The sequence below is a fragment of the Anoxybacillus sp. FSL W8-1294 genome (assembly GCF_037965005.1).
Classification (GTDB): domain Bacteria; phylum Bacillota; class Bacilli; order Bacillales; family Anoxybacillaceae; genus Anoxybacillus; species Anoxybacillus flavithermus_G.
The window spans coordinates 1,851,425-1,877,336 of sequence record NZ_CP150179.1 but is presented as its reverse complement, the minus strand read 5'-3'; the positions used below and the strand labels follow the sequence as shown (position 1 = coordinate 1,877,336).

30 protein-coding genes are annotated in these 25,912 nt (G+C 43.1%); 23 read left to right on the top strand and 7 right to left on the bottom strand.

Annotation, left to right across the window (positions count from 1 at the left end; genetic code table 11):
* Positions 1–15: 15 nt before the first annotated feature.
* Complete coding sequence (locus NSQ23_RS09945) at positions 16–216, bottom strand: YlaI family protein (protein WP_004891284.1); 201 nt, start codon at positions 214–216, stop codon at positions 16–18.
* A gap of 93 nt (positions 217–309) precedes the next feature.
* On the opposite strand from NSQ23_RS09945, the gene NSQ23_RS09940 reads away from it, so the two are divergent.
* On the top strand, positions 310–765 hold the full coding sequence (locus tag NSQ23_RS09940) for a pyridoxamine 5'-phosphate oxidase family protein (RefSeq protein WP_339170542.1): 456 nt from the start codon (positions 310–312) through the stop codon (positions 763–765).
* Positions 766–784: 19 nt separating this feature from the next.
* Here the strand turns inward: NSQ23_RS09940 and NSQ23_RS09935 are convergent, their stop codons facing one another.
* Positions 785–1,369 (bottom strand): YhcN/YlaJ family sporulation lipoprotein, encoded by a 585-nt coding sequence (locus tag NSQ23_RS09935; protein ID WP_339170540.1) that lies wholly within the window; start codon positions 1,367–1,369, stop codon positions 785–787.
* A 109-nt stretch (positions 1,370–1,478) separates the two neighbouring features.
* On the opposite strand from NSQ23_RS09935, the gene NSQ23_RS09930 reads away from it, so the two are divergent.
* Entirely contained in the window at positions 1,479–2,810 is a 1,332-nt protein-coding gene (locus tag NSQ23_RS09930) for a PhoH family protein (RefSeq protein ID WP_339170536.1), read from the top strand.
* A 23-nt stretch (positions 2,811–2,833) separates the two neighbouring features.
* On the opposite strand, the gene NSQ23_RS09925 is transcribed toward NSQ23_RS09930, so the two are convergent.
* Complete coding sequence (locus tag NSQ23_RS09925; protein ID WP_339170534.1) at positions 2,834–3,328, bottom strand: peptidyl-prolyl cis-trans isomerase; 495 nt, start codon at positions 3,326–3,328, stop codon at positions 2,834–2,836.
* Between the two features lie 228 nt (positions 3,329–3,556).
* Here NSQ23_RS09925 and NSQ23_RS09920 point away from each other — a divergent pair, with 228 nt between their 5' ends.
* From NSQ23_RS09920 to pyc, 4 genes are all read left to right on the top strand, one after another.
* Positions 3,557–4,906, top strand: coding sequence for an ISLre2 family transposase (locus NSQ23_RS09920; protein WP_075039588.1), 1,350 nt, complete (start codon positions 3,557–3,559; stop codon positions 4,904–4,906).
* Between the two features lie 211 nt (positions 4,907–5,117).
* Positions 5,118–5,408: a YlaN family protein gene (locus NSQ23_RS09915; protein WP_088223375.1), complete on the top strand. Its 291-nt coding sequence runs from the start codon at positions 5,118–5,120 to the stop codon at positions 5,406–5,408.
* A 74-nt stretch (positions 5,409–5,482) separates the two neighbouring features.
* On the top strand, positions 5,483–6,676 hold the full coding sequence (locus tag NSQ23_RS09910; protein WP_339170532.1) for an FtsW/RodA/SpoVE family cell cycle protein: 1,194 nt from the start codon (positions 5,483–5,485) through the stop codon (positions 6,674–6,676).
* A gap of 65 nt (positions 6,677–6,741) precedes the next feature.
* The gene (pyc, locus tag NSQ23_RS09905; protein WP_339170530.1) at positions 6,742–10,182 is read left to right on the top strand and encodes a pyruvate carboxylase; all 3,441 of its coding nucleotides are present in this window, start codon (positions 6,742–6,744) and stop codon (positions 10,180–10,182) included.
* A 24-nt stretch (positions 10,183–10,206) separates the two neighbouring features.
* On the opposite strand, the gene NSQ23_RS09900 is transcribed toward pyc, so the two are convergent.
* Positions 10,207–11,154 carry a heme A synthase gene (locus NSQ23_RS09900; protein WP_004891272.1) on the bottom strand — a complete coding sequence of 316 codons (948 nt, stop codon included), beginning with the start codon at positions 11,152–11,154 and terminating at the stop codon, positions 10,207–10,209.
* Between the two features lie 379 nt (positions 11,155–11,533).
* Here NSQ23_RS09900 and cyoE point away from each other — a divergent pair, with 379 nt between their 5' ends.
* The 7 genes from cyoE to NSQ23_RS09865 all read left to right on the top strand — a co-directional run bounded on the left by cyoE (position 11,534) and on the right by NSQ23_RS09865 (position 17,886).
* Complete coding sequence (gene cyoE / locus NSQ23_RS09895) at positions 11,534–12,439, top strand: heme o synthase (protein WP_064220835.1); 906 nt, start codon at positions 11,534–11,536, stop codon at positions 12,437–12,439.
* A gap of 86 nt (positions 12,440–12,525) precedes the next feature.
* On the top strand, positions 12,526–13,590 hold the full coding sequence (gene coxB, locus NSQ23_RS09890) for a cytochrome c oxidase subunit II (RefSeq protein ID WP_339170527.1): 1,065 nt from the start codon (positions 12,526–12,528) through the stop codon (positions 13,588–13,590).
* Positions 13,591–13,619: 29 nt separating this feature from the next.
* Positions 13,620–15,488 (top strand): cytochrome c oxidase subunit I, encoded by a 1,869-nt coding sequence (gene ctaD, locus NSQ23_RS09885; RefSeq protein WP_339170525.1) that lies wholly within the window; start codon positions 13,620–13,622, stop codon positions 15,486–15,488.
* On the top strand, positions 15,488–16,108 hold the full coding sequence (ctaE, locus tag NSQ23_RS09880) for a cytochrome c oxidase subunit III (RefSeq protein WP_004891267.1): 621 nt from the start codon (positions 15,488–15,490) through the stop codon (positions 16,106–16,108). The genes ctaD and ctaE overlap by 1 nt, the downstream gene beginning before the upstream one ends.
* A gap of 4 nt (positions 16,109–16,112) precedes the next feature.
* Complete coding sequence (gene ctaF, locus NSQ23_RS09875) at positions 16,113–16,445, top strand: cytochrome c oxidase subunit IVB (protein WP_077429519.1); 333 nt, start codon at positions 16,113–16,115, stop codon at positions 16,443–16,445.
* Positions 16,446–16,531: 86 nt separating this feature from the next.
* Positions 16,532–17,404 (top strand): cytochrome c oxidase assembly factor CtaG, encoded by an 873-nt coding sequence (ctaG, locus tag NSQ23_RS09870; RefSeq protein ID WP_339174373.1) that lies wholly within the window; start codon positions 16,532–16,534, stop codon positions 17,402–17,404.
* A gap of 17 nt (positions 17,405–17,421) precedes the next feature.
* Positions 17,422–17,886: a DUF420 domain-containing protein gene (locus tag NSQ23_RS09865; RefSeq protein WP_129000070.1), complete on the top strand. Its 465-nt coding sequence runs from the start codon at positions 17,422–17,424 to the stop codon at positions 17,884–17,886.
* 25 nt (positions 17,887–17,911) lie between these two features.
* Here NSQ23_RS09865 and ytvI read toward each other — a convergent pair whose 3' ends face one another.
* On the bottom strand, positions 17,912–18,991 hold the full coding sequence (gene ytvI, locus NSQ23_RS09860; protein ID WP_339170522.1) for a sporulation integral membrane protein YtvI: 1,080 nt from the start codon (positions 18,989–18,991) through the stop codon (positions 17,912–17,914).
* A gap of 25 nt (positions 18,992–19,016) precedes the next feature.
* Between ytvI and NSQ23_RS09855 the strand changes: the two genes are divergently transcribed.
* Positions 19,017–19,277: a hypothetical protein gene (locus tag NSQ23_RS09855; protein WP_339170519.1), complete on the top strand. Its 261-nt coding sequence runs from the start codon at positions 19,017–19,019 to the stop codon at positions 19,275–19,277.
* Between the two features lie 6 nt (positions 19,278–19,283).
* Here the strand turns inward: NSQ23_RS09855 and NSQ23_RS09850 are convergent, their stop codons facing one another.
* Positions 19,284–19,643 carry a YugN family protein gene (locus NSQ23_RS09850; RefSeq protein WP_339170516.1) on the bottom strand — a complete coding sequence of 120 codons (360 nt, stop codon included), beginning with the start codon at positions 19,641–19,643 and terminating at the stop codon, positions 19,284–19,286.
* A gap of 131 nt (positions 19,644–19,774) precedes the next feature.
* On the opposite strand from NSQ23_RS09850, the gene NSQ23_RS09845 reads away from it, so the two are divergent.
* The 7 genes from NSQ23_RS09845 to NSQ23_RS09815 all read left to right on the top strand — a co-directional run bounded on the left by NSQ23_RS09845 (position 19,775) and on the right by NSQ23_RS09815 (position 23,166).
* Complete coding sequence (locus tag NSQ23_RS09845) at positions 19,775–20,191, top strand: CBS domain-containing protein (RefSeq protein WP_339170514.1); 417 nt, start codon at positions 19,775–19,777, stop codon at positions 20,189–20,191.
* Positions 20,192–20,294: 103 nt separating this feature from the next.
* Entirely contained in the window at positions 20,295–21,305 is a 1,011-nt protein-coding gene (locus NSQ23_RS09840) for a CAP domain-containing protein (protein ID WP_339170513.1), read from the top strand.
* 65 nt (positions 21,306–21,370) lie between these two features.
* Positions 21,371–21,700, top strand: coding sequence for a YlbD family protein (locus tag NSQ23_RS09835; RefSeq protein ID WP_077429511.1), 330 nt, complete (start codon positions 21,371–21,373; stop codon positions 21,698–21,700).
* 11 nt (positions 21,701–21,711) lie between these two features.
* Positions 21,712–21,954 carry a YlbE-like family protein gene (locus NSQ23_RS09830; protein ID WP_339170510.1) on the top strand — a complete coding sequence of 81 codons (243 nt, stop codon included), beginning with the start codon at positions 21,712–21,714 and terminating at the stop codon, positions 21,952–21,954.
* Between the two features lie 32 nt (positions 21,955–21,986).
* Complete coding sequence (locus NSQ23_RS09825; protein ID WP_237811988.1) at positions 21,987–22,358, top strand: hypothetical protein; 372 nt, start codon at positions 21,987–21,989, stop codon at positions 22,356–22,358.
* Positions 22,359–22,429: 71 nt separating this feature from the next.
* A complete protein-coding gene (locus NSQ23_RS09820; RefSeq protein WP_339170506.1) occupies positions 22,430–22,879 on the top strand; it encodes a YlbF family regulator in 450 nt (149 codons plus the stop codon).
* A gap of 20 nt (positions 22,880–22,899) precedes the next feature.
* On the top strand, positions 22,900–23,166 hold the full coding sequence (locus NSQ23_RS09815; protein ID WP_004891246.1) for a YlbG family protein: 267 nt from the start codon (positions 22,900–22,902) through the stop codon (positions 23,164–23,166).
* A 38-nt stretch (positions 23,167–23,204) separates the two neighbouring features.
* On the opposite strand, the gene NSQ23_RS09810 is transcribed toward NSQ23_RS09815, so the two are convergent.
* Positions 23,205–23,594 (bottom strand): hypothetical protein, encoded by a 390-nt coding sequence (locus NSQ23_RS09810; RefSeq protein WP_004891245.1) that lies wholly within the window; start codon positions 23,592–23,594, stop codon positions 23,205–23,207.
* A gap of 143 nt (positions 23,595–23,737) precedes the next feature.
* Between NSQ23_RS09810 and NSQ23_RS09805 the strand changes: the two genes are divergently transcribed.
* Both NSQ23_RS09805 and rsmD read left to right on the top strand, forming a co-directional pair.
* Positions 23,738–25,066, top strand: a complete 1,329-nt coding sequence (locus tag NSQ23_RS09805; protein ID WP_339170503.1) for a hypothetical protein — start codon at positions 23,738–23,740, stop codon at positions 25,064–25,066.
* A 277-nt stretch (positions 25,067–25,343) separates the two neighbouring features.
* A complete protein-coding gene (rsmD, locus tag NSQ23_RS09800; RefSeq protein ID WP_339170501.1) occupies positions 25,344–25,910 on the top strand; it encodes a 16S rRNA (guanine(966)-N(2))-methyltransferase RsmD in 567 nt (188 codons plus the stop codon).
* The last annotated feature ends 2 nt before the right edge of the window (positions 25,911–25,912 follow it).

Here is a 25,912-nt window from a genome sequence, read left to right as displayed (position 1 = left end):
TGCAGGGCGCTTTTCTTACCATTCTGTTTCATGTTTGCTCGTGCGGAAAAAGCGAAATTTGCCCGTTGCAAGCCGTTCTTTCGTTTTTTGCGCAATGCGCTCATGGCACGTTTCACACATATACGTATGAATCGGACGATTGCGCAATCGTTTTGCAAGCAACGTTTCATCGTTTAACGTATCTATTTTTTCACAAAGAATGCATCGTACTCTCATCGTCAAACCTCACATGTTTTTTTGATCAATAGTATATCATATCATTTGAAAGTGTGTGAAAAAAAGGTATGATAAAAATAAGGAGGGATACGTATGCCAAATGCGGTAGAGCCAACATTAATTGAACCGTTGTTCCGAGCGTTACAAAAAGAACGATATGTCATTGTATGTACGATTGACCACGAAACAGGTGCACCAAATGCAAGTGCGATTTCATGGGTGTATGCGCCTGCCCCTGACAAAGTATATTTTGCGGTCGATCAACGTTCCCGCATCGTTGCGAACGTGAAAGCGAATCCAGCGATTTCGATCGTTTTAATCGCCAACGAATCGACGTACTCCATTAGCGGAAAAGCGCACGTGAAAGTTGAAAAATTAGAAAATGTTCCGTTGAAGCTCGCCGCGGTTCAAGTCGATATTGAAGAAGTGCGCGATGTCATGTTTTACGGAGCAAAAATTTCCGTCGAACCGAAATACGAAAAAACGTATGATGCACAAGCTGCAGCGAAACTTGATCAACAAGTGATGAGCGCATTAAAACAAGCATAAGCCGAGCAATACGCTCGGCTTATTTCATATGGTCGTTTGATTGTTTTTGTTGTTCGTTTTCGAGTTGCTGTTGTTCACCATCGTTTAGCTGCTTGTCGTTTTGTCGTGTTGGGCGAGGATTTTTCGTTTGAAGAAAGTCGCTCGGAATTTCAGGCATGACCCGTCCGACGATGGCGGCGAGTTCATTCATAAATCCTTGAATCGGCTTTCCTTTCTCCACTTGTTTTTGAATGGCTTTTAACCTCGTATTCAAATCCGCATCAGCGATGACGATCGCATTCGCCCCGTACGGATCTTTTTGTAAGCTCTCCACGACAGAATATTTCACCGTCCCCACCCGCGACGGATCGAGTTTAGCGTTGACGTCGATGCCGACTAACGCATATTTCCCGACAACTAATACGGTCGCATCGTTTACATTCGGCACGCTGCTCGCAAGATGGGCGAGATGACGGGCAATTTGTTGTCCTGATTTATTGACGATTTTTTCATTTGTCGTATTTTTCACATGAATGAGCGAATCGCGATCGTTCGGCTGTGCTTGTTGTCCACAGGCGCTCGCAACAAGCAAAATAAAAACAATTATATATTTCAATCGTTCCACCCCTTTTCGTCTTTAAGTTTATTTTGCAAAACTTCTTCTATCTTTATACGCCCGTTCATATATATAAACAACAATCCCGTCCAACGACGGTCGTCAAGGGGGAAAAAGCGTGAGCAAAAAAATATACGTATTAGATACAAACGTTCTTTTGCAAGATCCGTATTCCATTTTTTCCTTTCAAGATAATGAAGTTGTCATCCCGGGTGTCGTGTTAGAAGAAGTGGACTCAAAAAAGCGATATATGGACGAAGTAGGGAGAAACGCGCGCCAAGTGTCCAAACTTATTGATCAATTGCGCCAAAACGGCAAACTCCATGAAAAAATCCCGCTTGATAACGGTGGGGTGTTGCGCATTGAATTAAACCATCGCTCCTTTCAGCAGCTGCAAGAAATTTTTGTTGAAAAAACGAACGACAATCGCATTTTAGCGGTTGCGAAAAATTTATTGCTTGAAGAACAAACGAAAGAAAACGGTCGCCCGGTTATTTTAGTGAGTAAAGATGCGCTCGTGCGCGTCAAGGCAGATGCGATTGGACTAGAAGCGGAAGATTTTTTAAGCGATCGCGTCGTTGAAATCGACCATATTTATACCGGATTTTTGGATTTGTACATAAGTCCGGAGCATTTGTCACGCTTTTATGAAAAAGGTGAACTTGTGCTGGCGGAAATTACAAACCATCCGTTTTATCCGAATCAATTTATCGTCATGAAAGACGCGCTTGGCGGTTCGTCATCGGCGCTTGGCATCGTTGACCATACCGGGAAAAAAGTGCGCAAACTTGTATTTCATTACGATCATATTTGGGGCATTCGTCCGCGCAACGTGCAACAAACGATGGCATGTGAACTGTTGCTTCGCACCGACATTCCGCTCGTAACACTAATCGGAAAAGCTGGAACAGGAAAGACGTTGCTGGCGTTAGCGGCAGGATTGATGCAGACGGAAGATTTACGGCTATATAAAAAACTGCTTGTCGCCCGCCCGATTGTACCGGTTGGAAAAGATATCGGCTATTTGCCGGGGGAAAAACAAGAGAAATTACGCCCGTGGATGCAGCCGATTTTTGATAACTTACATTTTTTATTTGATACGAAAAAGCCGGGTGAGCTTGATGCGATTTTATCAGGCATGGGGTCGATTGAAGTCGAGGCGCTTACGTATATACGCGGCAGAAGCATTCCAGAGCAGTTTATTATTATTGATGAGGCACAAAACTTAACGAAACATGAAGTGAAAACAATTTTAACGCGCGTCGGGGAACGAAGTAAAATTGTATTAATGGGTGATCCTGCCCAAATTGATCATCCGTATTTAGATGAATATAATAACGGACTCACATACGTCGTCGAAAAATTTAAAGAACAAAAAGTGGCTGGGCACGTGCGGTTAATTAAAGGGGAGCGCTCGTCGCTGGCGCAGCTTGCAGCCGATCTTTTATAAGAAAAGAGGCGAAGTGCCTCTTTTCACTCGACGATAAACGCCCGCACGTGTGTGATCGGATTGTCGCGATTAGAGCCGTCGCCGAAATAAATATGGACAGGTCCATCTTCTTTGAGTGGTTTGCCTTCTTTTGCAAAACATAATAACAGCTTATATGCTTCCGTAAGTGGGATCGTCGTATCACCGTTTTCTGTGACGATAGTGACACGTGTTGCATCGTCGTTCGGTTCCGCGTTGCGCAAAAACGGGGCAAATGGCATACCAAATGTGCCTGTTAATATTTTTTCTTTTTCAAATTGTTTTTCTGTTTGCAATGTTGGAGGGGACACAGCCCCCTCTTGAATTTCACGATCCCAATATGCTGAAATTTTTTGAATGTCGTCGTTGTCTTCTCGTTGTTCTATTTCTGGCTGGCGTGTAAAATAAGTATGTACATCTACTTTGCGATCGTCAAAAATCCACACGCTCGGATCGAGTGTAATCGTAAATTTGACGTTTCCCTTGATGACGATGACCATGTTTATTCCCCCTATCTGCCTTTCATTATATGATGGAAGCGCTTATTTGTAAAACGAATCGGTCTAGACGTATGAGTAAAATGTTTGTGGGAGAAAAAAAGACAGGTTCCTGATTTGGTATAATAAGGAACCTGTCAGATATGTAAGCAAAATAGATGAAAAACGGGCTCTCCTCCTGGTAAGGTAGTAAGTGAGAAAAAAATACAACCAAAGAAAGGAGTGGAGCCCATGCAGGATTATATCACAAACGGCTTGACATTAAAAGAGATCGAACAGTCTTTATTTAGACATATGCAAAAACAATATGGTCATCTCCTTCAACAGGTGTTGGAGGAGATCGACCGCACATTGGCAGAACAGCGGGACAAGAAACGATATGCGCTCAAAGATAAGCGGACGATCCGACTCCAAACGCTATTTGGAGAGGTGGAAGTGAAGCGAAACTACTACTTTGACCGTGAAAAAAAGGTGTATACGTCTTTACTCGATGTCTTTCTTCAGTTCGATGGGGCGCATGGAGTGAGTCCGCTATTAGAGGAGACAGCGATTCATCTCGCCGTGACGGGTTCTTCGTATCGACAGGCTGCGCAGTCGCTTGAAAAGCTGGTGGGGTATGCATGTATGAGTCACGAAACGATTCGCCAGTCCATCATCGAGGCAGAGGTGGAAGGGCACCGTGCGATGGAGAAAAAAGGGCGCGTGTTTTTTATCGAAGCAGACGGGTTGTACGTGAAACGTCAACGAAGCCGCATCAAAGGAAAAGAAGAAAAGATCATCACGATTCACCAAGGATGGGAGAAAAACGGGAAACGCGTATCCTTAGTGAATCGACGGTATATGGTTCATCAAACGAATGAACCGATTTGGGAAGCTGTAGAGAATTTTCTGATGAAGGAATACAGCTATGATCCGTTTGAGGATTGGGTGGTCATCAATGGAGATGGAGCCCCATGGATTACAGCGTGTCGAGAATATTTCGGGGACAGGGGGTACTTTCAGCTTGATCGGTTCCATGTGGCAAGAGAGATTCGTCAATTGTTCCGAGGTCATGCGAGATATCGGGTGATTCGAAAGAAGTTAGCATCATGGGATGAAGAAGGTGTGTTACGAGAACTCACAAGTGCCATCGGTACGTTAGAACATGAGGAGAAGGAAAAGCAACTCGAGGCGCTTGTTCGTCGAATCGAGGAGATACCAGGATGTTTACGTGACTATCGCGTATGGTTGAAGGAAAAAGGGATTGACACGACAAACATGAGGGCGATGGGGAGTGCGGAAGGAACGATGCATGTGTTTGCGAAACGAAGTAAAAACGGTCGAAGTTGGAGGGATGCAGGGATTGAAGCGATGTTGCGAGCGATCGTCGCGATAAAAGATACGTTACTCATTCGGACACGCGATGGAGTGATGTATGGCGTGGAAGAACGAGAAGAAACGAAACGAGAAACGATCGTGAAAAAGGCACTGAAGCGCGTGCAAACGCAAATGACAGAAGTGGTACGAGATAACATCCCATACCTTCGCCAATCTTCAGGGACACCGATTTACGAGGCATTGCAAGCATTGAAAGGTTTTTAAAACGAGAGAAAACGCACATACCTACAGGATGAGAGTGAGTAAAAGCGCTTACATATAACGATTTTATAAAACCATATATAACCAAAAAAATCGGTCGAGAAAAAAATCTCCCACAAAGTCTTGACTCAAACGGTCTAGACGCGATGCTTGCATTTTTCTCGTATTCACGATAAGATGAAAAGACAGGAACGTACGGAACGGAGGGGTCAACGTGACGCCTGAAGTGGCGATAAACTTTCGAGAAAGAGCCTATTCGTTATTGCAAGCGGATGCGGAGAAAATTGTGAAGCTCATTCAAGTGCAAATGGATCATTTAACGATGCCGCAATGTCCGCTATATGAAGAAGTGCTAGATACGCAAATGTTCGGGCTATCCCGTGAAATTGACTTTGCGGTTCGCTTAGGGCTTGTCGATGAAAAAGACGGGAAGGCCATTTTAGACCGACTTGAGCGGGAGCTTTCGGCATTGCATGAAGCGTGCACGAAAAAGAAGAGAAAATGACAAAAACTCAAACGAATTTCGTTTGGGTTTTTTCTGTTTTGTAGTACAATGCAAGTAAGAAAGAGAAAAGGAAGATGGAGCAGATGCGCTTGAAAACGTTTCTGAAATATCATGATTATCCGTTAATCATCGCTGTCATGTTATTATCGTTGTTCGGGCTCGTCATGGTATATAGCGCGAGCATGATTACTGCAGTCGTCCGCTTTCATACGGCGAGTGATTATTTTTTCCAAAAACAAAAATGGGCGTGGATGATCGGGGCATGCATGTTTTTATTCACTGCATTTGTTCCGTATAAACATTATGCGCGCAAAAAGTTTTTGCAATTCGTTTTTTTTGTTATGCCTTTGCCGCTCATTTACGTCCTTTTGTTTGGACATACAGCAAACAATGCGACAAGTTGGATTAAACTAGGTCCGGTTAACGTTCAGCCCGCAGAGTTTGCGAAAATTGGCTTAATTGTATATTTAAGCGGGGTGCTTGCAAACAAACAAAAAAAATTGATTGCATCACCGCAAGAAGCGCTCTTTCCCATTTATTATATGCTGTTTATTTGCTTGCTTATTTTTCTTCAACCAGACGCTGGAACAATGCTCGTTATCGTTGCGATTTGTTTAACAATCATACTTTCATCAGCAACAAGCAAATGGCTATTAATTAAACAAGGCGTATTATTCGGGATTGTTTTTCTCTTATCCCTTCCGTTCATATATGACAAAGTTTTTACTGAAGTGCGCAAGGCGCGGCTGTACAGCTTTTTAGATCCGTTTGCATACGCACAAAAAGAAGGATATCAACTCATTAACTCATATTTCGCAATCGCAAACGGGGGACTAAAAGGTCTCGGTCTTGGACAAGGCATTCAAAAATACGGCTATTTGCCAGAAGCGCATACCGACTTTATTATGGCAGTCATCGCAGAGGAGCTTGGTTTATTCGGCGTTTCATTCGTCCTTATTTTACTATCGTTTATCGTATTGCGCGGCTTTGTCATTGCAAGGAGATGTCCAGATGCGTTCGGCAGTTTATTAGCTATCGGTATTTCCGCAATGATCGGCATTCAAGCGTCCATCAATCTCGGTGGGGTGACAGGTATTATCCCGCTTACAGGGGTGCCGCTTCCGTTTGTCAGCTACGGCGGTTCTTCGCTCGTTTTACTTATGATGTCTGTGGGAGTGCTTGCCAACATTTCCGCTGTCGCAAACTACGAAAAATATAAAACAGAAAAACAAAACAATATTCAAAAAAATCACGTTTCTTTTTCGTAATCCTATTTACAAATACAGAAAATTCGTTATAGTTTTTATTATGAACGATAGGGGGAGGATTGCACATGAGGCGTATTCAAAAAGTACTTGTTGCAAACCGCGGTGAAATTGCGATTCGCGTGTTTCGTGCGTGCAACGAGCTCGGCATTCGCACTGTTGCCATTTACTCGCGCGAAGATGCTGGATCGTACCATCGTTATAAAGCGGATGAAGCGTATTTAGTTGGAGAAGGAAAAAAGCCGATTGAAGCTTATTTAGACATCGAAGGGATCATCGAAATTGCTAAAATGCATGATGTTGATGCAATTCATCCGGGATACGGCTTTTTATCGGAAAACATCGAATTTGCGAAACGATGTGAAGAAGAAGGCATCATTTTTATCGGACCGCGCCAACAACATTTAGATATGTTCGGCGATAAAGTAAAAGCGCGCCACCAAGCGAAACAAGCGGGCATTCCGGTCATTCCGGGAAGCGATGGCCCTGTGCAAAGCTTGGAGGACGTGTTGCGCTTTGGTGAGACATACGGTTATCCGATGATCATTAAAGCTGCGTTAGGCGGCGGCGGTCGCGGCATGCGCATCGTTCGTTCGCAAGCGGAAGTGAAGGAAGCGTACGAGCGCGCCAAATCAGAGGCGAAAGCGGCATTTGGTAGCGATGAAGTATATGTCGAAAAATTAATCGAACGTCCAAAACATATTGAAGTACAAATTTTAGGTGATGCATACGGCAATATCGTTCACTTATACGATCGAGATTGTTCGGTGCAGCGTCGCCATCAAAAAGTCGTTGAAGTAGCGCCAAGCGTGTCGCTCTCGAAGGAGCTTCGCGAAGAAATTTGTGAAGCGGCAGTCAAACTTATGAAAAACGTGCAATACGTGAACGCAGGAACGGTCGAATTTCTCGTTTCTGGCGATGAATTTTACTTTATTGAAGTCAACCCACGCATTCAAGTTGAACATACGATTACCGAAATGATTACTGGTATCGATATCGTTCAGTCGCAAATTTTAATTGCGGAAGGGCATGCGTTACATAGCGAAAAAGTTGGTATTCCAAAGCAAGAGCACATTTTTGTTCACGGCTATGCGATTCAATCGCGCGTGACAACGGAAGATCCGTTAAATAACTTTATGCCAGATACAGGAAGAATTATGGCTTATCGTTCCGGCGGCGGCTTCGGCGTCCGTTTAGATGCAGGAAATAGCTTTCAAGGGGCGATCATTACGCCATATTACGATTCGCTATTAGTGAAAGTGACGACGTGGGCGCTCACGTTTGAACAAGCGGCGGCAAAAATGTTGCGCAACTTGCGTGAGTTTCGTATTCGCGGCATTAAAACGAACATCCCGTTTTTAGAAAACGTCGTGCAACATCCGAAGTTTTTAACAGGGGAATATGATACATCGTTTATTGATACGACGCCAGAGCTGTTTATTTTCCCAAAACGAAAAGACCGTGGTACGAAATTGTTATCGTACATCGGAACAGTAACTGTAAACGGATTTCCGGGCATCGGAAAAAAGAAAAAGCCGGTATTTGATCCACCACGCATTCCAAAAGTAAACTATATCGAACCGATGCCAAAAGGGACGAAACACATTTTAGATGAACAGGGAGCCGACGGACTCGTTCAATGGATTAAAGAGCAAAACCGAGTGCTGTTGACAGATACGACGTTTCGTGATGCCCATCAATCGCTTTTAGCGACGCGCGTGCGCACAAACGACTTGTTGCGCATTGCGGAGCCGACCGCACGCTTATGGCCGCAACTATTTTCGATGGAAATGTGGGGCGGGGCGACGTTTGATGTCGCATATCGTTTTTTAAAAGAAGATCCGTGGGAGCGCCTCATTCAATTGCGTGAAAAAATTCCGAATGTCCTGTTTCAAATGTTGCTTCGCGCTTCCAATGCCGTTGGGTATAAAAACTATCCAGATAACGTCATTCGCGAGTTTGTTGCGAAATCAGCCGAAGCAGGCATTGACGTGTTCCGCATTTTCGACAGCTTAAACTGGGTGAAAGGAATGACGGTTGCGATTGATGCGGTGCGTCAAACAGGAAAAGTTGCTGAAGCAGCTATTTGCTATACGGGTGATATTTTTGACCCAGCTCGTACAAAATACAACCTCGACTACTATAAAAACTTAGCGAAAGAGCTTGAACAAGCTGGCGCTCACATTTTAGCCATTAAAGATATGGCAGGGCTATTAAAGCCGCAAGCTGCCTATACGTTTATTTCTGCTTTGAAAGAAGTCGTCGACATTCCGATTCATTTGCATACGCACGATACGAGCGGAAACGGCATTTACACATACGCCAAAGCGATCGAAGCGGGAGTCGATATTGTTGACGTAGCGGTAAGTGCGATGGCCGGTTTAACGTCACAGCCGAGCGCCAACACGCTTTATTATGCGCTAGAAGGAACGGAACGTGCCCCGGAAGTTGATATCGCATCGCTTGAAAAACTGTCGCGCTATTGGGAAGATGTGCGCAAATATTATGCTGACTTTGAAAGTGGCATGAACGCACCGCATACGGAAGTATATATGCACGAAATGCCGGGCGGACAATATAGCAACCTTCAACAACAAGCGAAAGCTGTCGGTTTAGGTGACCGCTGGGACGAAGTAAAAGAAATGTATCGCCGCGTCAACGACATGTTTGGCGACATTGTCAAAGTGACGCCATCATCGAAAGTTGTCGGTGATATGGCGCTATATATGGTGCAAAACAATTTAACCGAACAAGACATTTACGAACGCGGGGAGACGCTTGATTTTCCTGATTCGGTTGTTGAACTGTTTGAAGGCTATCTTGGCCAGCCGCACGGCGGATTCCCAGAAACGTTGCAGCGCATCATTTTAAAAGGGCGTAAACCGATTACCGTTCGTCCGGGCGAGCTGTTAGAGCCGGTCGATTTTGAGAAGTTGCGCGAAGAGTTATATCATATCGTTCAACGCGAAGTGACAGACTACGACGTGTTAGCGTATGCGCTTTATCCGAAAGTGTTTGTCGAATACGCCCACACCGTTGAACAGTTTGGCGACGTATCTGTTTTAGATACACCGACGTTTTTATACGGCATGCGCCTTGGCGAAGAAATTGAAGTTGAAATTGAAAAAGGAAAAACGTTAATCGTCAAGCTTGTTGCCATCGGTCAACCACAGGCGGACGGAACGAGAGTCGTTTACTTCGAACTAAACGGCCAGCCGCGCGAAATCGTCATTAAAGACGACAGCATTAAGACAACTGTCGTTTCGCGTGTAAAAGCGGATCGTAACAATCCGAACCATATTGCTGCAACGATGCCAGGGACGGTTGTAAAAGTGCTCGTTGAAAAAGGGGAAAAAGTGAAAAAAGGCGACCATTTAATGATTACGGAAGCGATGAAAATGGAAACGACCGTTCAAGCACCGTTTTCAGGTGTTGTAAAAGACATTTACGTCCAAGGTGGCGACGCGATTCAAACGGGAGATTTATTAATTGAATTAGCCGAAAAATAAAAGAACGAGGGATCCCTCGTTCTTTTATTTTAATACGGCAGACGGAATGACGTTCGATCGTTGCGGCGCATCTTCTTGTTTTTGACTGCGCGTTGCCAGTAGCACAAAGTAACTTAACACACCGAACAAACAGGAAATAAAAAACGCATGTGCTAAGGCGATGTATAAGTTCAACTCTGTAAAGACGACGAGCGCCCCTGTTGCGACTTGGCAGCTGACAAGAACGAACGCAATCAGCCAGCCCCAATACATAATTGGCTGTTGTTTATATCGTTTCATCGCATATATCGTCGCTATGAAAATCCAAATAAATAATAATCCCGCGGCGAAGCGGTGACCCATTTGCACCCATTCATGTAATTGGGTTGGGAAGAACCTTGTTTGTGCGCAAAACGGCCAGCTTGGACAAGCTAAGCTCGCCTGCTTATGACGAACGAGCGCGCCTGTATATACGACGATATAGCAATACGCAATAATGCCGTAAATATGAAATTTCATCGTACGATCAAGCACGACGGACGCGGCATCAAATTTTTTATCGACTTCAAAAATAAACAACGTCAATAAAAAGACGGCCGCAAATGAAATGAGCGAAATGCCAAAATGAAGCGCAAGCACAACGTCCGATTGGCCCCATACGACCGCGGCAGCGCCGATGAGTCCTTGCAAGACGAGAAACACGAACGAAACGATCGCTAAAAATTTCGTTTCACGAATATGACCGATCGCTTTCCAAGCCCAAATGGATAAAATAAGTACCATCAACCCAACGACGCCAGAGACAACACGGTGGCTTAATTCAATTAAAAGCTCAGCCGTAATGTTAGATGGGATGAGTTGTCCGTGACAAAGCGGCCACGAACGACCGCACCCCATGCCTGAGCCTGTTTTTGTGACGAGTGCGCCGCCAATTAAAACGAAAAGCATGCCGATTGTTGTCGCTACTGCAAACCATTTCAAAAGCCGTTGCAATGTATCCACTTCCTTAACATAAAATTTTATATAGCAAATATCTAGTAAAAACTGTATAATAAATGTGAAATACGTGTGAAGAAATTCTAACCTCATATTAGCGGAAAATGTCGAAAAGCGCAAAGTTTTATTATTTTACAATATAGCAATCGTTGCAAATGTGGTTGAATATTTGTGCGGAGTTTGCTAGAAATATAAATGCAGTTATTTTTCAACGTTTTCATCGTAACAATCTCATTTTGACACAAATTCGACACAATTAAGACAAAAAAAGTTCACAATTTGACGAAGAAATGTGCTTTAATATACAGAGACGACATATCGTTATCGTGTATAGATTGGAAACGCCTTCAAAGGCATAAGAGAGGAGTGGCGGCAGATGGCGGATGTAGTCGAAGATGTCAAACCGACAAAAATACAAACAGGTGTTTTAAAAGATGTGTTGGCAGTCGTTAAAATTGGCATCGTCAATTCCAATTTAATTACGACATTTACGGGACTTTGGTTAGCCCTTCATTTTACCGGAAAAGGGTTTTTAAGCAATTTGCATATCGTGTTTTTTGCGCTTATTGGATCTGCCCTTGTCATTGCAGGTTCGTGCGCATTAAATAACTTTATTGATCGCGACATCGATCACTTAATGGAGCGGACGAAAAATCGTCCGACGGTAAGCGGAAGCATGGAACCAAAGCGCGTGCTCTGGTTTGGCGTGTTTCTCATTGCTATCGGCACGTTAAGCTTGCTTATGACAACTGTCACCGCCGCAGTGATCGGACTCATTGGCGTTGTGACGTACGTCTTTTTATATACGATGTGGTCTAAGCGAAGCAATACGTTCAATACCGTCATCGGAAGTATTTCAGGTGCTGTCCCGCCTGTGATCGGTTGGACGGCGGTCGATGACTCTTTCCATATCGTTCCTGTCATTTTATTTTTGCTTATGTTTTTATGGCAACCGCCGCACTTTTTAGCGCTGGCGATGAAGCGATGTGAAGAGTATCGCGCAGCAGGCATTCCGATGCTTCCTGTCGTTCACGGATTTGCGATGACGAAGCGGCAAATCATCATTTGGATTGTAGCGCTTTTACCACTTCCATTTTACTTATTTTCATTAGGCGTTCCGTTTTTGGTGATTGCCACGTTGTTGAACGTCGGTTGGCTAGCGCTCGGACTAGCTGGTTTTAAAATGAAAGACGATATGAAATGGGCGAAATGGATGTTTATTTATTCGCTCAACTATTTAACGATTTTGTTTGTCACAATGGTGATCGTAACAATTGATTAAAGAGGTTTACAATTCTTTCTTTTTGTAAAGAAAGAATGTATATATTTCACTTTATTTCATAATCGAAAGAGGGGTTTGATTAGGCTATGAAAAAGTGGCTACGAAATTGGCGCTTGGTTTCTCTTGTATCCGCCATGGCGCTTTTGCTAGCTGGTTGCGGTAAGCCGTTTTTATCGACGCTTCAACCAGCAGGAGAAGTAGCTGACATGCAGTACAAGCTTATGCTGCTCAGCACGGCCATCATGGTCATCGTCATTGCGGTTGTAACAATCATTTTCCTTTACGTTGTGACTCGCTTCCGTCGTCGTAAAGGGGAGGAAAACAAAATTCCAAAGCAAGTGGAAGGAAGCCATACGCTTGAAATTATTTGGACAGTTATTCCGATTATTTTGCTAATCATTTTAGCTGTTCCAACGGTTTTATACACGTTTGAGCTTGCGGATGTAAAACCGATGAACAAAAAAGAACGCGACGTCGTTGTCGTCAACGTTCGTGCGAACTTGTACTGGTGGGAGTTTGAGTATCCAGATTACGGCATTATTACAAGCCAAGATTTAGTCGTTCCAACAGATGAACGTGTGTATTTCAACTTAAAAGCGTCTGACGTTAAACACTCGTTCTGGATTCCTGCGGTCGGAGGAAAAATGGACACAAATACAGATAACACAAACCAATTTTTCCTCACATTTGATGACAAACGTGCCGAAGAGGCAGGACGTCTATTTTACGGAAAATGTGCGGAGCTTTGTGGCCCGTCCCACGCATTGATGGACTTTAAAGTAAAAGCGCTTCCTCGTGCGGAGTTTGATCAATGGGTAGAAAAAATGAAAAATGCGAAACCTGTTGCTTCAACAGATCCAGTTGTGAAGCAAGGGGAAGAAATTTTCAACAAAAGCTGTATTGGCTGTCATGCGGTGACACCGGTTGATGGTCGTCCAGAGCAAGCTCGCCTTGCGCCAAACTTAGGCAACTTTGCAGATCGTTCTCGCATTGCGGGTATTTTAGAACATAACGAAGAAAACTTAAAAGCTTGGTTAAAAGATCCAGAGAAAATTAAGCGAGGCAATAAAATGACAGATACTTATCCAGCATTATCTGATGAAGAGTTAGAAGCATTAACAAAGTACTTAATGACATTATCTGTTGAGTAAGGGGATTATCGATAAAGGGAGGTTAAACTGTGAGTACGTTAGCTCGGAAAAAAGGTGTCGGCGCAGTCATTTGGGACTACTTAACGACAGTAGACCATAAAAAGATTGCGATTTTGTACTTAATCGCCGGCGGATTCTTCTTCTTGCTTGGCGGTTTAGAAGCGATGATTATTCGCATTCAGCTCGCCGTGCCAAACAACGACTTCATTAGTGCGGGGTTTTACAATGAAGTGTTAACGATGCACGGAACGACGATGATTTTCCTTGCGGCGATGCCGCTCGTGTTTGCGATGATGAACGCCGTTGTACCGATTCAAATCGGTGCGCGTGACGTTGCGTTCCCGTTTTTAAACGCGCTTGGATTTTGGTTATTTTTCTTCGGTGGTGTGTTTTTAAACTTATCATGGTTTTTAGGTGGCGCACCTGATGCTGGTTGGACATCGTATGCATCATTATCGCTTGCATCACCAACACACGGGATCGACTTTTACGTATTAGGTTTACAAATTTCCGGTCTCGGAACGTTAATCGGTGGAATTAACTTCCTTGTGACAATCATCAACATGCGCGCACCGGGAATGACATATATGCGCATGCCGATGTTTACATGGGCGACGTTTGTCACATCTGCGCTTATTTTATTCGCGTTCCCACCATTAACAGTCGGTTTAATTTTCATGATGATGGACCGTTTGTTCGGTGGAAACTTCTTTGATCCAGCGCTTGGTGGAAATACGATCATTTGGGAGCACTTGTTCTGGATTTTCGGTCACCCAGAAGTATACATTCTCGTATTGCCAGCGTTCGGTATTTTCTCTGAAATTTTTGCGACGTTTTCACGTAAACGTTTGTTCGGTTATTCATCGATGGTGTTTGCAACGGTGTTGATCGGATTTTTAGGATTCATGGTGTGGGCGCACCATATGTTTACGGTCGGTATGGGGCCAATTGCTAACGCGATCTTTGCAGTAGCAACGATGGCGATTGCCGTTCCTACAGGAATTAAAATTTTCAACTGGTTGTTTACGATATGGGGCGGAAGCATTCGCTTCACAACACCAATGATGTATGCCGTCGCGTTCATTCCATCGTTCGTTATCGGTGGGGTTACAGGGGTTATGAACGCAGCAGCTGCGGCAGACTATCAATATCACGATAGCTATTTCGTCGTTGCGCACTTCCACTACGTTATCGTCGGTGGGGTTGTATTCGCACTACTTGCAGGTGCTCACTACTGGTGGCCAAAAATGTTCGGTAAAATGTTAGATGAAAAATTAGGAAAAGTGACATTCTGGTTGTTCTTCACTGGTTTCCATTTAACATTCTTCATTCAACATTTCCTTGGCTTAATGGGAATGCCTCGTCGCGTATTCACATTCTTACCTGGTCAAGGATTTGAAACAGGGAACTTAATTAGTACAATCGGTGCGTTTTTCATGGCAGCAGGTACAATCGTGTTATTAGCAAATGTTGTCATCACAACAGTAAAAGGAAAACGCGTTGGCAACGATCCATGGGAAGATGGCCGTACGTTGGAATGGGCAGTATCTTCGCCAGCGCCAGAGTACAACTTTGCGCAAACGCCGCTTGTGCGTGGTTTAGACGCATATTGGATTGAAAAAATGGAAGGCAAAAAAGGCTTAACACCAGCAGAACCGCTTGGCGATATTCATATGCCAAACCCTACAATTTTGCCGTTCGTTATGTCGTTAGGTCTATTCATTTCAGCGTTAGGCTTCTTATTCCATAACGACTACGGTTGGGGATTACCTGTTGGTATTATCGGGTTACTGATCACGCTAGTTGCCATGTTCTTCCGTTCAATTATTGATGACCACGGCTTCCATATTCCTAAAGAAGAAGTAATGGAAGCAGAGAAGAAGGGGGCTGGGGCATAATGCATGTGGAAGAAAAATTAACGCCGGAGACGTTCCCGGCAGAGCCTGAAAAAGCGACCCTTGAAGGGAAAAATAAGTTTTTAGGTTTTTGGTTTTTCCTCGGTGGAGAGACGGTATTGTTCGCCTCTCTCTTCGCCACATATTTAGCATTAAAAGATTCTGTCGCAGGCGGTCCGTCTGCAAAAGAATTGTTCCAAATGCCGATCGTCTTTTTAGCGACGATGTTGCTTTTAACGAGCAGTTTAACGAGCGTATATGCGATGCATCATATGCGCAACTTTGACTTTAAAAAAATGCAGCTTTGGCTCGGCATTACCGTATTGCTTGGCGCCGGCTTCTTAGCGCTTGAAATTTACGAGTTTACAGAATACGTACATGAAGGATTTAAGTTTTCAACAAGCGCCTTTTCTTCAGCGTTTTATACGCTTGTTGGTACGCACGGTGCCCACGTCGCATTTGGTTTACTTTGGATTTTAACGTTAATGATTCGCAATGCGAAACGCGGGTTAAACTTATATAATGCACCGAAGTTTTACGTTGCCAGCTTATATTGGCACTTTATCGACGTCGTTTGGGTGTTCATTTTCACGGTCGTATACTTAATGGGAATGGTGGGGTGATTGTATGGCAAATCATACACATGTACAAAACCCAAAAGTAGATGTACAATATCGCCGCAAAAAAAATGCGGAAGAAATGAAACATCAAATCATTTCGTTTACGTTAATGATCTTTTTAACGCTTATCGCCTTTTTTGCGGTTGGATATGAAGGATTTTCCGCTTGGTTTTCTGTACCGTTCATTTTATTGTTAGCGGTCGTGCAAGTCATTTTCCAGCTATATTACTTCATGCATATGAGCCATAAAGGGCATGAACTTCCAGCGCTTTTCTTGTACGGCGGGGTAGCCGTGGCGTTTATTACGATTTGGGCGTTTTTAACAATCGTCTGGATTTAAGAAGAAGCTAGCGTTTGCTAGCTTCTTTTCTTTTCACGTTTGTTACGTTTGTAGTATAATAAAGTTGGAAAAAAAGCGAGGTGAGTATGATGCCGTTAAGTATATTTGGTTTTGAAGCGATGTGGAGTCCATACTTTTTTATTTTTTTAGTCGCTGTGACGATCGTTTATTTTTGGCTTGTCAATCGCTCAAAAGAACAAACGACGACGAAACAAAAAACGTTGTTTGTGACTGCGATTGTTTTGCTTTATATTTGTAAAGGTTCTCCTGTCGATTTGTTAGGTCATTTAATGTTTAGTGCGCATATGACGCAAATGGCTGTTCTTTATTTAATGGTGCCGCCGCTACTTATTAAAGGCATTCCGTCGTGGATGTTTGAAGCGTTATTTCGCATGCGCATCGTCCGTTCAATGTTTACGTTTTTCACAAAACCGTTAATTGCGTTATTTTTGTTTAATGGCATTTTTTCGCTATATCACGTGCCGCTTATTTTCGATGTTGTGAAAACAAATATGTGGCTTCACGCGCTCATGACGACAGCTATTTTTATTGCGGCGATGATGATGTGGTGGCCACTTGTGAACGACGTTCATGGTTTTCCGAGATTATCGGGTGTGAAAAAAGTTGGTTATATTTTCGCTGATGGTGTATTGCTTACACCTGCTTGTGCGCTTATTATTTTCGCCGATACACCGTTGTATGCCACATATTACGATCCAGCTGCTTGGATGAACGCTTTGGCGCTTTGTGTGCCACAAAGTACGTTAGCGTCGCTCGAATTAAGCGGACCTGAAATGTTCAGCTCGATGTCTCTGTTACACGACCAACAGCTTGGTGGCGTATTAATGAAAGTTATTCAAGAAATCGTGTATGGCGTCATGCTGTTCTATGTCTTTATTGAATGGTATCGAAAAGAAAGAGACGAAGAAAATATGGCGATTCAATCGACAAAATCATAGGTTAGAGAGGGGACACTATGGGTTCGTTACCAATTTTGCCTACCATTAGTACAAGCTTTATCGTCATAAGCGCTATTCTTGTAGCAGTTGGCTGGTATTTTATTCGCCAAAAGCAAGTGGAAAAGCATGAAAAAACGATGTGGCTTGCCGCAGCTTTTGCACTAGCATTTTTCATCATTTATTTATCACGTACGATTTTCATTGGAAATACAAGCTTTGGTGGACCGGATCATTTGAAAATTTACTACACACTCTTTTTGTTTTTCCACATTTTTTTAGCGACTGCCGGTGCGGTGTTCGGCATTGTCACGTTGCTTTCCGCGGTGAAAAAAAATTGGGTACGCCATAAAAAGCTCGGTCCAATCACAAGCGTTGTTTGGTTTTTCACCGCGACAACAGGCGTTGTTGTGTATTTGTTGTTATACGTATTTTACCGCGGCGGTGAAACGACATCGGTCATTAAAGCGATTTTAGGATTTTAAAAAGAGGGTGACAGTTCACCCTCTTTTACAATTTAAAGTTAAATTTAATGATGCCTGCTTCTTTCGCTGATTTTAGGGCGATGAGTAAAAGCGGGAATAAAATAAGCCCGAGTGCCCCCATCATTTTCACACCTAAATACATGGAAATAAGCGTTGCGAGTGGCGATAAACCGATATGCGCCCCCATCACTTTTGGCTCAATGGTTCGACGTAAAATAAGCAAAATGACGCCGAGAATCGATAGTTTAGTTGCTAGTACTGTATCGCCTGTAACAAAGTGGAAAATCGCCCAAGGTGCCATAATAATGATCGAGCCGATAATTGGAATAAAGTCGATCACCCAAATAATAAAGGCAGTAAATAACGCAACTTTCGGTGTAATCAACAACAATCCGACTAATGAAACGGCAAAAATAATTAAACTCACGAGAAATTGCGCTTTCCAAAAACCGAATACGACATACGATAGCCGCGACAACATAAAATGCACTTTTTCTTTCGTTTCCTCTGTTAAATGCGAAAAAATCGCTTTGCGTATTTTCGGTAAGTCATGCATAAATAAAAATAAAGTAATTAAATACACGAGAAAGTTAATTAAAAACGTTGGAACATTCGCCACGAGCGCACTCACTTTATGAAAGCTGAGCGAAGCCGTTAGTTGCGTCTTTAACTTTGTTAAAAATAAATCGACTTGTTGGCTCAGTTCCGCTACAACGAACGGCGGCAATTTTTCCGTCTGCTTGTACCAGCGTGCAACAAGCTCGTTCCAACCTGCGATCATTTCATTTAAGTATAGTGGTGAATGTCTAAAAAAATGAAACGCTTCCGTCACAATTTTTGTAATAATAAAATAGCCGCTCAAAAACATAAATAACGTAAATAAGCTAAATACAAGAAGCGTGGCGGACTGCCGTTTGAACCCAAGCCGTTGTTGTGCTACTTTGACGGCAGGCTCTAAAAAAATAGCTGTAATAAACGCAAATAAAATCGGAACAGCAATTGGAGCGACCCAGTATGTCAATAAGACGATCGCAAGTAAAATAAGGACCATGTATACGGATCGCTTTGGAATTTTCTCAAACAACGAAACGACACCTGCTTTCATTTCATAAATCTTATGGAGGATGTATATGCATAGACCTATTATAACGATTGCTGCGATGAGTGTACAACTATTTGATGATGTCATATTAGAAGAAGTGAACGTGTATGAACGACAAAACCGATTGACGATTTCCATGACCATTTCTGTCAAGGTGCATGGCAATATGCTCACCTTATGTGAACATATTCAAAAACAAGTGATCGATGACATATACGACATGACAGGAAAAGAGGTTGTTTCTGTTCACCTGTACGTCCGTCGTCTCGTTGACGGAAAAAACGCATGAGCGCGCTCATGCGTTTATAGTTGCAAGACCTTCTTTCACTTTTGCTAAAAGAGCTTCACATTGGTTTACTAATGATGAAGGGAAGTTCTCTCCCTCACCATATTCGACACCATGTGGATAATAATGCTTGCCAAGCAACGGCTTCATCAGTTTAATGACCGCATGGCGACCACCAACGTCTCCTTCAATCGCATAACCTTGCACACGTAAATAAAAGACGTCATTTTTAATTTCAAATTTGCGGTCATATGTGACACGTTCGTAATCCCATTGACCGGCACGTACGAAGCCGAGGCTTTCCATTAAGTCATCTAAACGTGTTAATGGCGCTGTTTGATTTTCAATACCTGTATTTTCGAAGCGCATCGTTTAAGTCCCCCTTATGTAAAATAAAACATTCCTCCATTAATAATAGTACGAAAGCGCATAACTTTCAATGACGAGCTTTATAATTGTTCCGATTTCGGTGAAACTAATGTGTGAAAGGAGAGATGCACATGCCAAAAGTAAAAGAAATGATGACAACAGAAGTCGAATGTTGTACACCGCTAGATAATATGTACGAAGCAGCGGTAAAAATGCGCGATTATAACGTCGGTGCTATTCCGATTGTAGATGGGAATCGACTTGTCGGCATTGTGACGGACCGCGACTTAGTCATACGCGGTATCGCAGAAAAGAAACCAGGTTCAACAGCGGTGACAGAAGTGATGAGCGAACAGCTCGTGACGATTTCACCAAACGCGTCCGTAGAGGAAGCGGCTCGGTTGATGGCAAAACATCAAATTCGTCGTTTGCCTGTTGTCGAAGGCGAGACGTTAGTTGGCATGATGTCGCTTGGCGACTTAGCGATTCATGAAGCAAGCGACGAACAAGCAGGGGAAGCGTTATCTGAAATCTCACAATATCACTAAGCACGAAGGCTATGTTTTTTGCATAGCCTTTATTTTTTAGTGTTGCAATGTAGATAAGCTGTATATAATGAAAGTACATACAATAGCTAAGGGAGAATGATGAATGCGTTGGATCATTGCTCTAATTACGATCTTTATTTTTATTTTTTCTTTTTTCCCAACAGATGAACAAGCCCCTTTAAACGATACATCGATCATGAGTGAACAAACGAGCGAGAAAACTGTTGTACAAGGGCTTGGTACATGGATTGGAAAAACAGAAGAAGAAGTGAAACAAACATTCGGACAACCAGCACGTATCGATCCGTCCGCTTACGGTTACGTATGGTGGGTATATAACGACCCGAAAACGTATATGCAAATCGGTATTGTTGACGGACGGGTTGTCACAATTTATGCATGTGGACCGGAAGTCAACGTTGCTCCGTTTCAGTTCGATCGCTCGATTAACGAACTATTACAAACGATGCCGCTTCACGATACAATTCATGTGCAACTGGACGATGGAGTATATCGCTTTCAATTGACAGAAGAAGATTTACTCATTCAACCGCTTCTTTCGTTTGATAATGCTTACGTGCAATTGTATATTGATCGTTTTACCGGTAAATTATCAAGCGTTCGCTGGGTCGACGGAGAAACGTTAGTGAAGCTTCGTCCATATGAACTGGAATATCGCGGTCCGTTACCGAGCGTAGAAATGGATGAAACGCTCGAAAAACAAGTCGAGCAAGCAAATGCACAACAAATTTTTGAGATTACAAACGTCATGCGCATTCGTCACGGTGTTCCACCGCTTAAATGGGATGAGCGCGTGGCGGAAGTGGCGTACGGACATAGTAAAGATATGGCAGAAAATCATTTTTTTGCGCACGAATCGCCAACGAACGGAGATTTACAACAGCGGTTGACGAAAGCAAACGTTCGTTTTGAATTAGCGGGAGAAAATATCGCCTCGGAATATGTCGATGGACCGGCGGTTGTCGAAGCGTGGCTTAACAGCCGTAGTCATCGGCAGACGTTGTTAAATGCTGAGTTGACGCATTTAGGCGTTGGTGTATATAAACGTCATTATACGCAAAACTTTATTCGTCCTTTTTCTGAGCCAAAATAGGCGCACGCATTGGCTGTTCGGTCGTAATATATGATAGGCAAACAAACAAGGAAGGAGCGACCGATATGTCCATCGAACAATTTAAACAGTTTGTGAAAAACCATCCGAAACTGATTGAAGAGGTGCGCCAAGGGAAAAAGACGTGGAAAGAGTTATATAACGATTGGTACGTGTTTGGCGAAGACGATGACATGTGGGACGAATATCGCTCAAGCGATGTCAAACAAGATCAAGGGGATTTGATGCAAAAGCTAGCCAGTTACGTCAAACACCTTGATGTTAATGAACTTCAAACGTACATTACAAACGTTCAACAAGCGATCGCATCCATCCAAGAAGTCGTCCGCCAAATGCAACAGACGAAAAAAGATCCGTTTTCGTTTCGAAAAGATTAAGGAGATAGGCGATGAGAAAAGACGTATACGAATACATTGTAGCGAAGCCAAAGCTTCATCAATTTTTACGCGAGCAACCGATATGGTATCGCCGGCTAGCAAGACGCCCGCTGGATATAAAAGAGATGGAAAAACAAATGCGTCACTATTATAAACAAACGTTGCCGCATAAAGTCGAACAAGTCGTTCAAACGATCGAAATGGCAAACATGATGATGGCGATGATGAAACTGATGAAGAACACTCATAATTAAGCGAGAAACGCAAACACTATCACTATGAAAGGATGGTGAAAGTGTTGCGCTTCTTTTTTTTATGTATTGCGCTTTTGTTTTCTACGTATGTTCATCATGACAGCACAATCGTTTTTGCTGAGCAAAAACAAACGTTATTTGTGAAACATCTCGTCAAAGGAAATAACGTATTTGTCGAATGTATTGTCGATCAGTTTACGTTTACAAAAGGAACGCATCCGAAAAAAGACGGACAAGGACGCATATATATTTACGTGAACGGGAAACGAGTGGGCGAAACGACAACGGCGGCTTTTGTCATTCGGGGGTTGCCCGTTGGAAAACATGCGATTCGGTTGGAACTTGTCCATAACGATGCAAGTAAATATAACATCTCACATGAATTTACGGTGACGATTTCATAAGTCTGGGGCAACCAGACTTATTTGTTTTGTTGGCGAAATCATGTTATGATACCGTTGTGGAGGTGTTGCTCGTGATTGTAGCAACGGTCGAACGATTACAGTTGTTAGACTTTGCTGAAGAGCTTGGCAAAATGATTGTCGAATCAGACGTGGCGGAGGAATACCGTCGCTGTTTTTATCATATGCAACAAGATGAAAAAGCGCAGCAACTTATTCGCCGGTTCGTTCAGCTAAAAGAACGGTACGAAGAGGTGCAGCGTTTTGGCAAATATCATCCAGACTACAAAGAAGTCACAAAGCAAGTGCGTGAGGCAAAACGCGAACTGGATTTACACGGTCCGATTGCCGCGTTTAAACAAGCAGAAAAAGACATGCAGTCGCTGTTAGATGAAATTAGCACGATGATCGGTCGCGCCGTATCTGAAAACATTAAAGTGCCGACAGGAAATCCGTATTTCGATTCTTTATCTTGCGGTGGAGGATGCGGATCTGGCGGTGCGTGTGGCTGTCGGACGAAGTGAAAAAAGGGGATGGGATTTTTATGTTTCCAATGCGTCAAGGCATTATCGTTTGGCTGTATTCGTTAAAACATAGTAAACAGTTGCGGAAATACGGAAACGTTCATTACGTATCGAAACGGTTAAAATACGCCGTTTTATATTGCAATATGGACGAAGCAGAAGAGACGATGCGAAAACTCGCTTCGCTTCCGTTTGTTAAACGCGTCGAACCTTCATATCGCCCGTATGTGAAAGTGGAATTCGAATCAAAAGCAGACAAAGAGAGAGAATACGAATACGGCATATAAAAAAAGGATGTCAATCGCTGACATCCTTTTCGCTTTTCTTACTGTAGTGGCGGAATAAATCGATTCATGCGCATAATGCCGATTAAATGCTGATAGTACAATTGTAAGTCCGCAAAAAAGTTAGACGGTTTGACGTCCAAATGAATGATTTCTTGATTCAGTTCCTTCGCTAAATCGAGGAACAACTCATATCGTTTTGTCACTTTCACAGAAGGGTGTGGAATGCCTTCACGGCAAATGTATAGCGGTTGAAAGTCGCCAGGATCTGTCGGATGAAGCACGACGACGAACGACGTGAGCGCCTTGCCGTCTTTCATCGTATGAAAAGCAAACAAACCCGATAAACGATGACGGTTTGATTTCGCAATTTCAATTAACTCATAAATGTCAGAATATCCTTCCCCTAATTCAATGAAACGTTGAATCATCACCATTCCCTCACTTTATGTTGTATTCCCTCATTTACTTTAACACGTTCAACTTTTTTCGACAATTAGTGAAAACGGTGTATGACAATGCATCGGAATTTTGCTATTGTTATAATATAAACTGCTGAATGAGGAGCCATCGTATGTGGAAAGTAGCTTTTATTTCAATGCTCCTTTTCCTTGGCGTTAGCGCAGGAGCTTTATATTACCAATGGGACGAATATCATACGGAAGCGACGAAACAATCAGTGTTGCAACATGATGTTGAAGCAACATTTACTGGAAAAACGATCGAAGTCGTTCATCATATACGCGGTGCGGTTGCTGACACATATGAAGTGACGGTGCCAAAAGAAGTGACAAACATTTCTTGTGCGAAGAAAAAAACGTGCGTCGAACAAAAAAATGGGAAAACGATCGTCGACGCATCGAAAACAAATACACTTTCGCTCACTTATCGCGTGTCGATTGTTCCAAAAGAACCGCTTTTCATTCAACAATGGCTCGTTTATTTTCATACGACACAGCCGCAACAAACGAACGTATCGCTCACCGATGTTGTTCATCCGAAAGGGGTATGGGCAGCAGACGGAAAGCTCGTTGGTTACGTCTATAAACCGTCTTTTTCTTTTTTCATGTGGGAGAAAAAAGGCGGACAAACCGTTCCGCTTTATTTTCAATCGCAACCGTTGCAGCCAACGTTTAACGGTGATTTAGTCATATACGCGACAAAACCGCTTCACGAAACAGCGTTATCGTTTTGGAAAGAAAGCGATGTGCAAACGTTAATTGTTACTTCATCGCGTCTGCAATATATGACGCCGACGTTCGTCATTATCTCGGATACAGCTTCCGTTTCTGACACACAGCGCGCTTACGTTCGCGTGCAGTTACAGCATCGGTTTCCAAATAGCACTGTTCCCGATTGGATATGGGACTTGCTCGTTTCATATATGACGAAAACGGAGCCGATGACAAAAAGAGCGAAACTTGTTTTTCAGCAATTGCAACAAACGTTAACGAAAGAGCAACAACAAACGTTTTGGACGCTAGTCACTAAAAATGACGGTCAGCCGTTGACGTTGAAAAAATTAGACGAATGGCTAGGCGAAGTGTACGAAGGAAACACGACATTTTTTCAAAACGAGGAACCATACATGACGTTTACAGAGCGAAAAATGCTCGTCGTCGATGACGTGAAATTGCCAAACGCTCACGTTTTATTAAAAGACGATCAACAACTGTTTCCGTTTATTCCGATTATGCGCACGCTCGGCTATACTGTTCAACGTTCGGGAGAAGCGGTATTTATTGAAAAAGGGAATGCTCGTTGGAGATTTTTTACAAACAGCACAAATGCAGTCATTCGGGAATGGAATGGGACGCTATACATTGAACGGACGGAATTTCCGAAATGGTTTTCCGTCCACATTAGCGAAACGGCTGAAGAAATACACGTGGTTGGTCAGTAAGGCAAAAAAAAATGCCCTGTGGCATATGCCGCAGGGTCCCTTCCATTCTTTCTCGGACAAGCCGAAAAAGAGAAGGAAAAAAGGGAGAGGAGAAACCGGAGGAAGAACTTATGGGGAACGTAAGTCTTCTCCGTGGTTGGCAACAACATCATTAACGATGTTGTTACTACCAGTATGACCATTGTTTCGCATTGTATACATCCTCATCATTTTTTTCCTTACAATGATTGTCCATTTCGTCGGTTATGCTATGATCATAAAAGCGAGGTGAAATACGATGAGAGTCATATCAGGGAAGTGTAAAGGAAAGCTGTTACAAGCTGTACCAGGGATGACGACACGTCCAACGACAGATAAAGTGAAAGAAGCGATGTTTAATATGATCGGTCCGTATTTTTCCGGCGGGCTTGGGCTTGATTTATTTGGCGGAAGCGGTGGACTTGGCATCGAAGCGTTAAGTCGCGGATTAGATCGCGTTATTTTCGTCGATCATGACGCAAAAGCGGTGCAAACGATGAAAAAAAACGTTGCTGCCTGTCGTTTGACCGATCAAGCGGAAATTTATCGCAACGATGCCGAACGCGCGTTAAAGGCAATTATAAAAAGAGGGTTGACCTTTCGTTTAATTTTTCTTGATCCGCCTTATAAAAATAAACAGTTGGAAGCGCTTATCGCGATCGTTGATGCGCATCAGCTTTTACAACGAGACGGCTTTCTTGTTGCAGAGCATGATGCGGAAGTCGAGCTTCCCATTCACATCGGTCGTTTAACAAAAGTGAAACACGAAACGTATGGCATTACGGCTGTATCGATTTACGCTTACGTAGACGAGGAAGGAGAATAGAG